Consider the following 12,298-nt stretch of genomic DNA (forward strand, 5'->3'; position numbering starts at 1 on the left):
GGCTATTCCATGCTCAGGTAGCGGTCGAATATCGGCGATGCTTCACCGTGGCCGGCGGCACCGGTTTGCGAGTCGAGCAAAGCGGTGGTCCGTTCGAACAATTCCTGAGCGTCGGCCGCACTATCGCCGATCGCCGTCATGCCGATTTTGCCGTACTGCGACAATGCGCCAATCATGTAGAACAGCACGCCGGTGCCGGTCGTATGGCGAAAATTCAGTCCGTGTCGGGTGATGATCTCGAACAGGTCTTCAGGGAGCAGACCACGGTATTCCGCGGACTTGAGATTGTCGGTGGCGCTGTAGAATTTGGTTTGCTGAGTCGGCGTATGAAACAGGCCGCTCGATTCGTCCAGTTGACCGCCAGTGAGAAACTCAAGGGCATGAAACGGTGGAGTCGTGCCACCCATTCGAAGATTGATTTCGATTGCGTACGAACGCCATTGACCCTTCGCATCCCGGCAAACAAGAAAATCGATACCGAAGCGACCTATTACGCCTTTTTCACTCAGCGTATGGCCAATCTTGATTGCTTCTTCCTGCAGCAGCGCGCGGTAGTCGTCGCTGGCCGGAAAGCGACAACCGAGATAGACCTGACCGGTCGAGCCACCCAGCACTTGTTCATGACTTGAGACTATCGCGCTTTGTCCATCCGGATGAATGCGCATCTGCACGCTGGGCGAGTGCACTTCGCTGGCGTCGATCATTTTCTTCTACGATGCCGCCCATGGTCGCGAACTTGCGAATGAATTCGTCATAGCACTCGCTGAGCGATGAGAAGCGCAGCGCATGCAGCGCGGTCCGAATGGTGTCAGTACTGTCCGAGTCGGGGTAATCAAAGAGCCCGTTGCCTTCGCCGGAAAACCCTTCGTTTCAGTTTCACCACGGCACGCTTGAGGCTCGGTCGTGCTGACTTCAGGGACTGCAATGCATCGACGATGTCCTGCTCGTTGTATAAATCTTCGTATCCGGCCGGGTGGTTGACGCCTGCTTCAGCAAAGGTCTTGCGACTGCCACTCTTGGTGCCGAACGACAGCAGTTCGGGATCAACGCCGTTCAGCGGTATACCCAGGCTAACCGCGAGCCGCCGCTCCAGTGCGGTAGAGTTGTAACAGGTCAGATAAGCTCGCGACGCGTCGTCAATGCGACTGCGCAGACGAGCCAGCATTCGCGGGCGCTCCAGAATCTTGGCTGTCAACGGGCGCGAACTGGCATCGTAAACCGACATCATGTGCAAGCGTTGTCGGGCGTGATTGACTGGTATGCCCTCCAGCATTTGCAGGTAATAGTCGACGATTTCGGCGTGGACCGGCTGGCTGGTGACGTAGATGACCCGCGCGTTCGGGTTGCGCAGCCGAATCAGAGCGAAAAGCAGGCGTTCTTCGTAATACGAAGCGCCGCTAACCTTGGCGAGTTCTTCCTGGTTAACGCTAAGGGACGGCACGATGACCGAGGTGTGCTCATACATCGGCTCTGCCTTGATGTCCGCCCAGATCCGTCGCAGATTGGGCTTCAGTCGTGCGAACTCCTGTATCTCTCTGGCTAGATCCGGCATATCGGGTCGGTTCTCCCTAATGTTCAGGACGCGTGGACAGTAATGGTTTCGCCTATGTCATTCATGATCCGGCGCAGTTGATCGTAATCCGGGTGGCGCACCCGCATCCATGCATTGGCCATATAACCAGCTTCAACTGCTTGCGTGGCACAACCAGGTTCCGGGAAATGAGCAGCGACCACGCAGTCGCCGTAGCGGTCGCTTATTTCACCAACGCCAGAATAGCCGGTGATGTGACCATCTCGCTCAGGGCGCAATGCGATCATACCGGCTGCGTAGCGGCGAGATGGTTTGCTGTGCGGCCGGCTGCTGACGACCGCTGTCGCCCCATTCGAAATAGAGGTCGAATTCGTTCGCGGCGTTGTAAACATCCCACTGACCAACGCCGGGTGGCCGGCAACCTATTTCTGAGAACTTCAGACCTTTCGGCCCGTAGAACCACTCCATGTGGGTTGCCGACGTGCCAATGCGGAGAATCTTGTTGACCTCGCGAGCCATCGCGCGAACTTCACTGTAGCCCTCTGCATCGATACGGTTAGTTGTAATCATCTGCGGTGATATCCAGCGTTCACGCATGGCTTCCAGAACGTTGGGATAGTAGTGGGTGATAAACTCATGCACGACGCTACCGTCTATCGTCAATGTATCGATGAAGCCTTCGTGACCTTCAATGAATTCCTCGATTGCCACTTCGACGCCATTGCCAAGTCCACATTCCAGAATGACCTGCTCCAGATGGTGTTCTTCCCGGATTTTGTAGGTAGCTGATGCGCCGGCGCCGGCCGGTGGTTTGATGATCAGGGGATAACCGACACTCGCTGCGAAGTCGCGGGCATCCTGCGCAGTGCGCGCTCGCGTGGATTGCGCGCAGGGTATTCCCGCCGCACGCAATGCATCTTTCATAGCTGGCTTGTCGCGACAGAGAAAAGCTGTTTCTACCGACGTGCCCGGAATACCGGCCGCTTTGCGCACATGGGCAGCGGCCGTTATGTGTGCTTCCACGGTGGCCTCGAGTCTATCCACCCACAGCACCTTCTGAATTCTGCGTACCGCTTCCAGCAACGAGGGCTCATGGACTACTGATCGCACTTGTACGTAGTCGCCCAGCCATGTTTTCAATTCATCGCTGAGGTACTCGGCAGGACGTTCACCAATACCAATAACGTGCGCGCCGGTCTTGTGCAGTGCGCGAACGAACTCGCGCTGGTTAAACGGGAACGACGGTTCGATAAAGATGACATTCAAGGTCATGCACCCAGTTTCCGGAACACTTCAACGTACTGCTGAGCCTGCTTCGCCCAGGAAAAGTTTTGTGCCATGCCGTTCTGTACAACTTTTTTCCACAGCGGCTGGTTCTGGTAAAGATCCAGGGCGGCATTAATCGCCCAGGCCAGCGCGGCTTCGTTGTAGCTATTGAACACTACGCCCGTGCCACTGCCGTCTTCGGGGTTGATGAGTTGTACTGAGTCTGCCAGACCACCCGTGTTACGGACTATCGGTACTGTGCCGTATTTCAGGCTGTACATCTGGTTGAGGCCGCATGGCTCGTACAATGACGGCATGAGAAACATATCACTGCCGGCTTCAATGATATGTGCAAGCGGCTCGTTGTAGCCGCGATAGAAACAGACTTTCTGCGGGAACTTTCGTTGTAACCAATGGAAGAAATCTTCGTAGTGTGCTTCGCCGCTGCCCAGCACTGCGAGCGAGAAGTCGCGCGTTGCCAGCAGTGATGGCAACACCTGATCAATGAGATCAATACCTTTCTGACTGACCAGTCGGGTGACAATGCCTATCAATGGCCGCTCGGCCGATACTGGTAATCCCAGGCTGGTTTGCAGCTGGGTCTTGCAAGTTACCTTGCCAGTCATGTTTTTCGCGGAGTAGGTGGCGGCAATGTGTTTGTCAGTTGCCGGGTTCCAGTCGTTGTAGTCAACGCCATTTAAAATGCCGACCAGCGTATTGCTACGAGCTCGCAGCAACTCCTGCAGCCCCATGCCGTACTCATCGCCCTTGATTTCTTCGGCGTAGGTCGGGCTCACGGTGGTCAGCAGGTCGGCGTGAAGCACGCCTGTTTTCAAAAAATTAATTCTGCCGTTGCCGAGGTCATCCTGATGCAGCTCGCCTACGGAGCCACCCAGATCGAGGTCAGCAATAATACCGGTACCGAAAACGCCCTGATAACCGATGTTGTGTATGGTCAGAACAGAACGGGTGTTGGCGAACAGTTTGTCCCAAGAGTAATAGGTCTTTAGGTAAAGCGGGATCAACGCGGTATGCCAGTCGTGGCAATGCATGATATCCGGTGCAAATTGCATGTGCTGGCACATGACGATCGCTGCTCGTGATAGCAAGATGAACCGCAAGTGCTCTTCGTCACTGTTCGTGTAAATGCTGCCTCGCTCGTAAAGCTCCGGGCAGCGCAACAGGTAGATCGTTAATGTCGAACCCGGCAACGTAGTCGAATCTATGGAGAAATGTCCGTCGCGATGGCCTATCCGAATAGCAATGTCTTGCAGTCCCGTCACCGGCGTGATGTCGAGTGCGCGAGTGTCGATAGTGTCGTAATAGGGCATCAGCAGCCGAACGTCATGACCTGCATCGTGGAGCGCGCTGGATAAGGCTGCGCTGACGTCAGCCAGTCCGCCGGTCTTGGCGAGAGGTGCGACCTCGGAACTGGCGAGACATATTTTGAGCTTGCGAGTAGCGGGCACGGTGAGTCCGATGGCGGTTGTTTAGGTGTTATTCTAACCCGACACTGCGAGCGCCGCTTCGCGCATTGCATACAAAGGCTGCGATTTCATGAACGTGTTGATCCTGTCGCCGGGTTATCCGGCCGATATGCCGGAGTTCACGCGTGGGCTGGAAGAATGCGGCGCCCGGGTATTCGGTGTGGGTGATCAGCATCCGGAGCACCTGCCTGCGCAAGTCCGTCGGAGCCTCTCGGAGTACGTTCATGTGCGCTCGCTCTGGGACAGCCAGCAAGTCATCGGCGCCGTACAGGAGCAGTTACGCGGCCAGACGCTGGACCGTATCGAATGTCTCTGGGAGCCCGGCATCATGCTGGCAGCGGAACTGCGTGCGCATTTCGGCGTTGCCGGTTTAACAGTCGAGCAGGCACATTGTTTCCGGGACAAGGAGGCCATGAAGCTGGCGCTTGATGCTGCCGGTATTCGCACACCTCACCACGTCGCCGTAAACAGTATTGCGGAGTGCTGGGAAGCTGCGGACAAAATCGGTTTTCCACTGATTCTGAAACCCATTGCCGGCGCGGGTTCGGCAGATACCTATCGCGTTGAAAGCCGTGACGAACTGCGCTCGGTGTTGCCACGTCTCCGGCACGTGCAAACCGTTAGCGTTGAGGAGTTTGTCGACGGTGAAGAGTACACCTTCGATACCATTACCATCGACAACGAAGTCGCCTACTACAATGTTGCCTGGTACCGGCCGCGACCGTTGATTGCACGTAGCCACGAATGGATCAGTCCGCAGGTTATTGCGTTACGTGATACGGACCACTCTGACTTACAAGACGGTATCAAAATGGGCCACGAGGTTATCAAGGCTCTCGGGTTTGACAGCGGCTTTACGCATATGGAGTGGTACCGGAAGGCCGACGGGGAGGTGGTGTTCGGCGAGATTGGTGCGCGCCCGCCAGGCGCTCATCAGGTTGATCAGATGAAGTTCGCGTGCGACTTTGACGTTTTTCGTGCCTGGGGACAATCAGTGACTTCCCGGCAACTCGATATGCCGATAGAGCGTCGTTACAACGTGGCAACCATTTATAAACGAGCGCAAGGCATGGGGCGCATCTCGCGCATTGAAGGTGCTGGACAGCTGCAGCAACGTTTCGGTGAACACGTTGTCTGGAATACTTTGTCACAACCCGGTACACCGCGGCGTGACTGGCTGCAAACGCTGGTGTCGGACGGGTTCGTCATGTTGCGGCACCCGGATCTGGCAGAAACGCTGTCGATGGCCGATGCGGTAGGCAGCGAGCTGGTCCTCTACGCTGACTGATTCGTCAGGCGAATTCTCCGAGGTATTTCGGCAGCATTTCACGCCAGGTCACCCAGTCGTGGTGGTAATTGCTGCCCCAGGGATCGACGCGGTTGGGTATACCTTTGGCACCGAGGACTCGCGCCATGCGCCAGGACTCGCCGATATCTTCGTAATTGCCTTCGCCGGTGGGCAACAGAATAAAACGTGTCCGCAAAGTTTCGAGCGGTTCGTTTTCCAGGTTGGGTAGGTAATGCAGTGGTGACGAAAAGTAAAAATCCTGATTGGAACGACCTTCAAGGTATTTCGAAAGGTCGTAGGTGCCGCTCATTGCAATGGCAAGCTTGTAGGCATCCGGGTGTCGGCAAACTGTTGCGACGGCATTGAATGCACCGATTGATGCGCCGGCCGCAACGATCTCAATATCCGCTGTGGCGCAGTCCTTGCGAATGGCGGGAGTAACCTCCTGGTAGATGAATGCGTCGAACAGGTTCTGCAACCGGGAACAGTATTCTCCTGTTTCTTTGCCCGAGATCCAGGCTCGCCCTGCCACAGAATCTGTTGAATAGACCTTGATGCGGCCCGCGTCGAGGAGCGGTTCAAGCGCGCGGATCAAATGAAAACGCTCGACTTCTTCAGCATCACCACCAGCCGTCGGGAACAACAGTACAGGGGTGCCGTAGCTGCCCCAGCGAACAAGTTGTACGTCGCACTCGATACGGGTGGAATACCAGCGGAACGTTTCTTTTTCGGTCATGCCGCGGCGCCTTCGCCTTGCCGCCAGGTTTGAATGCGATTCCAGAACAGCTCGGTAAACTCATCAACCTCGTGCTCCGGGTACAACGCACTAACCTTCTTGCGAATCGCGTCGCGTACAGTCTCGGTGCCGAAAAAGTCCAGTGCGACTTCATCCAGGTGTGCGAGGTGCTTGTCACAAAACTCGTAGAACTCGTCGGCGTTAAACCGGTCCTGGGCGATAGCTACGTATCCTGCGAGTTTTTCGTCGAATGAAATGTCCTGATCGGCGATCTTGTAATAGGCCTGCCAGTTCAGGTCCGTGTTCAGCTTGCGTTTGGTTGCCGCGCAGAACAGCGACCAGCGCAGGTTTGCCTTGATCAGCCACGGAAAGTGGAAGTGCAGCGAGGTAACCTGAGAATCCGGGCAGGCATTGGCGAAATCGATGGGGTGCCAAACGCCATTGCTGCGCAACGATTCGCAGGAATTGAAATCCCAGCCAAAGAACGCGTTGATGACCATGGTCATATTGGCCAGCAGGTTTTCGTCCTGTGTAGACAGGAAATCGACGTCCATCTGGTAGCGGTCGTGGAGCGGTGCATCGGGGTTGTAGTTGACACAAAGCCACTGTGGGCCAAGCCCGATGCAGCGAACGAAAGCGTCGTAGTTGGGTACGCCCTGCTGCAAGTGCATCACCCGTGTGCCGCTTTGGTTGTAGGCTTCCTGCAAGGCCGCGCGGTCTTTGATGGCGGTAACGCCGACCCATGCACCGCCGTCGTAGGGCTTCATGAACTGGGGGTAGCCCACGCTGTCGCCGATCGCTCCCAGATCAAACAGTTTCGCGTATTGCTTCAACGTGGATTCCAGATCGGCTGATTCGGCGTATTCCTTCGGCGGAATCATCCACGTTCGCGGCACGGGAAACCCAAGCCGCATCATGGCCGCGTAGGTCGTGTGTTTCTCCATGGATTGCAACGTCCACGGATTGTTGAAGACGTAGAGGTCGTCCATCACGATCGACTTTTTAATCCACTCGCGGGACGTGTGGTACCAGTGGGTCAAACGATCGACGACGACATCGTACTGGCAGGACTGTTGCAGATCGAACGGTTCAATGTGTACCCGCTCAACATCAAACGTCAGGCGGTCTTTGCCCTGTGGGACGACAATATCCAGTTCTTTGATCAGGGCTTCGTAACAAATCGGCCAACAGATATCCGCGCCCAACGAGAGTCCGATACGACGTGTAATGTTTGCCACGGTCATGCTCCTTGCCAAAGCCTGCTTACAGTAATACTGGCGGGCCGTTTATGTCGAAGATAGGTTTTGTGCGTGTTATTCGTACACCATCCACACCGGCCCTGGGAACAGCCACGACAGGCCGTTACGTTGCCGATCGCGCCAGTTTTCCCAATTGTGTGCATCGCGCGCTTCTTCGAAGCGGACTTCAATGCCTTGCTGTTGCAGACGCGGTACCAGTGAGCGGTTCTCGTATATGAGTGATTCGTAGATACCGCAGCTCATGTAGATTTTCTCAGTCGGGCAACCCGGGCGCTGCCGAAATTCGTTAATGAACTTGACGACAGGATCAAAGACCGGTCCGCGCTGGTGACGGCCTAAGTCACTGAACGCGAAGGAGCCAGACTGCAGTAACAGCCGCCCGAACACACCAGGGTATTTCCAGGCCGTGTGCAGCGCTGCGACACCACCAAAGCTGGCGCCCATCAGGCCGCGCGCCGCGGGATCGTCCTGCAAGGGAAAGCGCGTGCTCATGTACGGCAGCAGTTCATCGGCGATAAATGCGGCGTGCTGATCGTCCCCGGCGTACTCTTTCAGCCGGTCTGGCGACTGCACCAGCGCCACGATCATCTGCGGAATTTCCAGCGACTGAATCAGATTGTCGAGGACGGTTTTCAGGTCCGCGTAGTTCAGGTAGTCGATGCCGTCATGCACGATCAGCAACGGATACCGACGGTTCTTCCGGAAGCGGGCTGGCAAGTAGACATGTACATCCCGATTCGAATCGAATGCCGCGCTTCGGATCCTGTGTGTTTGCACTGTGCCAGTGCGTGCATGGGCATCGTGTAAGGTCCAATACGGTCGTCGATACCCGGCACCCTGGCAAACGGAATTTGCGCCGAACGGGTCGTGTGCGCGAATAGCGTTCAGGGGGTCAAGAATAAGTTCGCGGTTGCCATTTTTCTCAATTTCAAACTTGTATTCGATGCGGGACCCGGCTGGCAATTCGATAGTCGTTACCCAGAGGTCGGTGCCTTCCTGAGGTTGAAAGGGCTGAGCAGTGTCCAGACCTGCTATCCAGCAGCGTAAGAAAACTGCGTCGGCATCGCCACGGAATACGAAGGTGATGTTGTCGTCGTCAACCAGCGGGAATGCGGAGCGTTCGACGAATCGATCAATGGCTTTCGCGGACGGCTTGGTCTTCAGCAAGTTTGTAAGCGCGGCGTTCATCGAAGTACCGGGTTCTCGAGCAAGCCTTCGCGAGTCATTCGCCGTGCCAGTTCGCTGCTTTTCAGTTCGCGGTCAGAGAACCGCAACTGCGCGCCGCTGTCGAGGGTTATGCAGGTCGCAGGTGCAAAGCGCCGGCTCATCAGGCTGATCCGGACTTCGTCCTTGGTACGCAGTCGTCGACGGGCATCAGGCATGAAGACATAGCCAGGCAGTAAGCCAGCTCCGGGACCCAGTACTTCCGCGCCGCGCCGGCCTTGCGGCAAGCGGTCGTGAAACAGGACGATTCTGTCGCTCAGTATCATGGCGCCGGCTGACCAGGCGACGATGTTCTTGGGACTCCAACTGCAAGTGAGTGCCAAACATACGCAACCGGTTCAGAAGTACGAGTGCGTTGCCTCCGGTAATGATGACCGTTTCGCAGTCACTCAGTATTTCGGTTATCTGTGCAAACTGCTCGGCCAGCAGCAAGTGCTGTTGCAGCGGGTATTCGTTGTCGTAATGGCTATTGATGGCTTGCACCCGGCGCAAATGGTGCCGGTCCAGCGCACGCAACTGCGAGACGGCATGACGCAGCTCAACGGCAATCAACTCGGCGTCACCACTTGCAGCGAGTGTTTGCCGGGCGGCCAGCAACAGTTGCTTCAAGCGAATCTGATAGAGGCCTTGCAACTCTTTGAGGCGGTCCTGCCGTTGACGGGTAAGCGGCCAGCAATGTCTCGTCAGTAGCGAGCAGCGTCTCGGTTCGTTTGTACAGTTGCAGGTCGACCAGTGGTCGCTTTACCAATTCCCGTACGTCGTCAATGTCGCCTTCGGCTTCCTGCCAGCCCGCAGAAATAACTGCCATCTTGCCTTCAGGGAGCCCGGCGCCGCGGATAGCTTCACCGATGTTGCGAATTGGGCGCTGTGGTCCGAGTAACAGTCGAATAGGCATGGCAGTGGTCAGGCCAGCTCGACGTGAATGATTTTCACGATTTCCTGCAGCGCACGCTCGACAACCTGGGTTTCCGGGTGCCGGACAATGATATAGCCATCGCCCTCGAACTGTCGGATGGTGATTGACCTTCGTGCGGCAGCTTTGCCTCGACGACCAGCGAGCCGAAAACGGCGTTGCGCCTCATCGATACCGTGGATACGTCGAACTCGCCCCTGACCCTGACCGCGATGTAGGCCGCACCGGCAGCGTATTGCCGTGGTGGTGGCGTGAATGTGGCGGATACCATTAGCTGCGGCCAGGCGCGGTAGAAGTCGATGTCATGAGCATACGATAACAGCGACGTGAACTGAGCGCCCGGCGGTCGGGCTCCCACTTCCGAGATGGCTATGCGATCGTCGGGTAGCTGGAACCACTCCATATGGCTCAAACCGGTGCGGAGTCCCAGTGCAGTTCCCGCGGCAAAGGCTGCGTGGCGAATCGGATCAAACTCGCTGCCGCTGATGTCGCGTGGCAAGACGACGCACCACTGTATCCACGCGTTTTCCAGAACGGTCAGCGGCGAGGGCATATAACGGGATATCGAATGCCAGACCGGCTCGCCATCGATAATTACGCTGTCGAACGAGTATTCAGTACCGCGCACGAATTCTTCGAACAATGACGGCTGTTCTGTACTGGCGGGTAACGTTCAAGGTACCGTGCGAGATCATGCGGCTGGTCCAGGCGGAAGGTACTCTTTCCTCCAGCACCCGCCGGTGGTTTGACCACCAGAGGAAAGCCGACAGCGTTCGCAAAGTCAGTGGCAGATTCGCGGCTGGTGACCAGGGCGTGCCGCGCGCACGGCAGGTTTGCGGCCCGCAGGATATTTTTCATGCGCGATTTGTCGCGAAAATTTTGCGCGGCGTCGACACTGAGTCCTGGCAAGGCAAGCGTTGCCCGAGCCGCTGCCAACGGTACCTGTAATTGTTCAAGTGTTGCGATGAGGTGGCTAACGAGGCCCAGTGACAGCTCGAGCTGGCGAACGGCAGCGACTATCTGCCGGGGATCCATGGCGTCGTCGACTCGCCAATGCGCTGCGAGCCGCGCGCGTATGTCGTCCGGTAATTTTTCGACCGGGTCCTGAGTGACAAGAGAGAGCTTGATATCGGCAAGCTGGCTCGCGCCGCAAACGAAGCGCAAGGTCGCGTCCATCAAATAAGGCGCAACGAAAACTACGTGTTGTGACATACCAGCCTCAAGCCGGGAAAGCCGTAGTGATCGGAGTAAGCATGATTGGCAACCCATCAGAGAGCGTGCCGGCGGAGGCGCCGACCCTCGTTCGTGCTGACGGAGATGATACCCGTTTGCGGCCATTCAAACAGCAGCTCGAGGTTTGCAACGGGTATGATGCGGGCAGATTCGACGTTGTACCGGGAGTAAAGACAGCATGCATTCGACGCCGCCTTGCCAGTGATCGTGGGGGTTATTTTCGCGATTATTCTGGTTGCTCTGGCGCTGCGCGCTGTCGGGCAGCCGCAGATTGTGGGTTATCTGCTGGCGGGTGTTGCAATCGGTTCGCACGGCTGGGTTTACTGACCGATATCGACACGATCAGCCGTTCGGTCTTCGGCCTGATCATGTTGCTGTTCTTCGTCGGTATGGAAGCCTCACCGCGGCACCTGCTTGGACGCTGGAAAATTGCCGTTGGCGGCGTGATATTCCAGCTGGCAGCCAGCATTGCCGCTGTCTGGTTGATCGGTATGTATTTTGACTGGTCGTCGTGGCTGCGATCATTCTTACCGGTTTCGTTATCAGTCTCAGCTCGACGGCCATCGTGCTGAAGTTGTTGAAAGACTGGCACGAGTTGGGGACCCAAACAGGCCAGAACGTACTGGTAATTCTGTTGGCGCAGGACCTGGTGCTGGTACCGATGCTGATCACGATCGGCCTCATGAGTGGCGAGGGCACCGATCTTCCAACCTGGGCGCACAAATTGTGGGTGCTGCCGTCTTACTGGGCCTGACGAGCTGGGGTCGTCTGTCAGGAGCGTGTGCACTTGCCGTTCGCCAAGTACTTGCGGGCTGATCATGAACTGCAGGTCTTCGCCGCACTGTTCCTGTGCTTTGGGCTGGCCCTGCTTTCCGGTCTGCTGCAATTATCAACGGTGCTTGGCGCATTCGTGGCCGGGCTTATCGTCAGTTCCGCGCGCGAGACGGATCTGGGTGCACCGCAGCCTGGAACCGTTCCGCGTGGTGTTCGTCGCAGTGTTTTTTGTTTCCGTGGGCATGCTCATTGAGTTGCCGTTTATTGCCGATAACCTGTTGGAGGTTGGCTTGCTGGTTACAGCCATTGTCGGTATTAACACGGCTATCAATGCGGTTGTCTTGCGTGGACTTGGATCGTCGGTTCGGCGCAGCTGGTATGCGGGTGCACTGTTGTCACAGATCGGCGAGTTCAGCTTCGTACTGATTTCTGTCGGGCTTTATGCCGGCGTGATAGACCAGGACGATTATCGAATCATGATTGCAGTAATTGCGGTCAGTCTCTTGCTCAGTCCGCCGTGGATCACGTTGTGGCGGGTGGTGTTGGGTCACCCCGAAGGCAAGCCAGACTATCCGCAAGGTGCATGA

15 protein-coding genes and 1 pseudogene are annotated in these 12,298 nt (G+C 56.6%); 5 read left to right on the forward strand and 11 right to left on the reverse strand.

All coding sequences use genetic code 11. The annotated features are described in order from the left end of the window. Positions 1-2 precede the first annotated feature (2 nt). The 5 genes from AC0L8N_RS13145 to glgA all read right to left on the reverse strand — a co-directional run bounded on the left by AC0L8N_RS13145 (position 3) and on the right by glgA (position 4,266). A complete protein-coding gene (locus tag AC0L8N_RS13145) occupies positions 3-704 on the reverse strand; it encodes a peptide ligase PGM1-related protein (RefSeq protein WP_473668135.1) in 702 nt (233 codons plus the stop codon). Between the two features lie 128 nt (positions 705-832). Next, the gene (locus AC0L8N_RS13150; RefSeq protein WP_473668136.1) at positions 833-1,552 is read right to left on the reverse strand and encodes a hypothetical protein; all 720 of its coding nucleotides are present in this window, start codon (positions 1,550-1,552) and stop codon (positions 833-835) included. Positions 1,553-1,575: 23 nt separating this feature from the next. Next, positions 1,576-1,818, reverse strand: a complete 243-nt coding sequence (locus AC0L8N_RS13155) for a hypothetical protein (protein ID WP_473668137.1) — start codon at positions 1,816-1,818, stop codon at positions 1,576-1,578. Next, on the reverse strand, positions 1,799-2,803 hold the full coding sequence (locus AC0L8N_RS13160) for an ATP-grasp domain-containing protein (protein WP_473668138.1): 1,005 nt from the start codon (positions 2,801-2,803) through the stop codon (positions 1,799-1,801). The genes AC0L8N_RS13155 and AC0L8N_RS13160 overlap by 20 nt, the downstream gene beginning before the upstream one ends. Beyond that, complete coding sequence (glgA, locus tag AC0L8N_RS13165; RefSeq protein ID WP_473668139.1) at positions 2,800-4,266, reverse strand: glycogen synthase GlgA; 1,467 nt, start codon at positions 4,264-4,266, stop codon at positions 2,800-2,802. Before glgA ends, AC0L8N_RS13160 begins: the two co-directional genes overlap by 4 nt. An 88-nt stretch (positions 4,267-4,354) precedes the next feature. On the opposite strand from glgA, the gene AC0L8N_RS13170 reads away from it, so the two are divergent. Beyond that, complete coding sequence (locus tag AC0L8N_RS13170) at positions 4,355-5,572, forward strand: ATP-grasp domain-containing protein (RefSeq protein ID WP_473668140.1); 1,218 nt, start codon at positions 4,355-4,357, stop codon at positions 5,570-5,572. 4 nt (positions 5,573-5,576) lie between these two features. On the opposite strand, the gene AC0L8N_RS13175 is transcribed toward AC0L8N_RS13170, so the two are convergent. From AC0L8N_RS13175 to AC0L8N_RS13190, 4 genes are all read right to left on the reverse strand, one after another. Then, entirely contained in the window at positions 5,577-6,308 is a 732-nt protein-coding gene (locus AC0L8N_RS13175; RefSeq protein WP_473668141.1) for an esterase family protein, read from the reverse strand. Next, positions 6,305-7,546 carry an ATP-grasp domain-containing protein gene (locus tag AC0L8N_RS13180; RefSeq protein WP_473668142.1) on the reverse strand — a complete coding sequence of 414 codons (1,242 nt, stop codon included), beginning with the start codon at positions 7,544-7,546 and terminating at the stop codon, positions 6,305-6,307. The genes AC0L8N_RS13175 and AC0L8N_RS13180 overlap by 4 nt, the downstream gene beginning before the upstream one ends. A 75-nt stretch (positions 7,547-7,621) precedes the next feature. Further along, positions 7,622-8,755: an alpha/beta hydrolase-fold protein gene (locus AC0L8N_RS13185; RefSeq protein ID WP_473668143.1), complete on the reverse strand. Its 1,134-nt coding sequence runs from the start codon at positions 8,753-8,755 to the stop codon at positions 7,622-7,624. Beyond that, positions 8,752-9,114 carry a hypothetical protein gene (locus AC0L8N_RS13190; protein ID WP_473668144.1) on the reverse strand — a complete coding sequence of 121 codons (363 nt, stop codon included), beginning with the start codon at positions 9,112-9,114 and terminating at the stop codon, positions 8,752-8,754. Before AC0L8N_RS13190 ends, AC0L8N_RS13185 begins: the two co-directional genes overlap by 4 nt. On the opposite strand from AC0L8N_RS13190, the gene AC0L8N_RS13195 reads away from it, so the two are divergent. After that, entirely contained in the window at positions 9,104-9,481 is a 378-nt protein-coding gene (locus AC0L8N_RS13195; protein WP_473668145.1) for a hypothetical protein, read from the forward strand. The two genes, AC0L8N_RS13190 and AC0L8N_RS13195, sit on opposite strands and share 11 nt — an antisense overlap. Before the next feature lie 239 nt (positions 9,482-9,720). Here AC0L8N_RS13195 and AC0L8N_RS13200 read toward each other — a convergent pair whose 3' ends face one another. Together AC0L8N_RS13200 and AC0L8N_RS13205 are read right to left on the reverse strand one after the other, a co-directional pair. Further along, positions 9,721-10,347 carry an ATP-grasp domain-containing protein gene (locus AC0L8N_RS13200; RefSeq protein WP_473668146.1) on the reverse strand — a complete coding sequence of 209 codons (627 nt, stop codon included), beginning with the start codon at positions 10,345-10,347 and terminating at the stop codon, positions 9,721-9,723. Next, positions 10,299-10,916 carry an ATP-grasp domain-containing protein gene (locus AC0L8N_RS13205; RefSeq protein WP_473668147.1) on the reverse strand — a complete coding sequence of 206 codons (618 nt, stop codon included), beginning with the start codon at positions 10,914-10,916 and terminating at the stop codon, positions 10,299-10,301. Before AC0L8N_RS13205 ends, AC0L8N_RS13200 begins: the two co-directional genes overlap by 49 nt. Positions 10,917-11,132: 216 nt before the next feature. Here AC0L8N_RS13205 and AC0L8N_RS13210 point away from each other — a divergent pair, with 216 nt between their 5' ends. The 3 genes and pseudogenes from AC0L8N_RS13210 to AC0L8N_RS13220 all read left to right on the forward strand — a co-directional run bounded on the left by AC0L8N_RS13210 (position 11,133) and on the right by AC0L8N_RS13220 (position 12,298). Next, entirely contained in the window at positions 11,133-11,264 is a 132-nt protein-coding gene (locus AC0L8N_RS13210) for a hypothetical protein (protein ID WP_473668148.1), read from the forward strand. A gap of 184 nt (positions 11,265-11,448) precedes the next feature. Next, a pseudogene (locus AC0L8N_RS13215) lies at positions 11,449-11,964 on the forward strand (cation:proton antiporter domain-containing protein). Further along, positions 11,933-12,298: a cation:proton antiporter domain-containing protein gene (locus AC0L8N_RS13220; protein ID WP_473668149.1), complete on the forward strand. Its 366-nt coding sequence runs from the start codon at positions 11,933-11,935 to the stop codon at positions 12,296-12,298. The pseudogene AC0L8N_RS13215 and the gene AC0L8N_RS13220 overlap by 32 nt, the downstream one beginning before the upstream one ends.

It is taken from the genome of Woeseia sp. D3-10 (genome assembly GCF_055809415.1).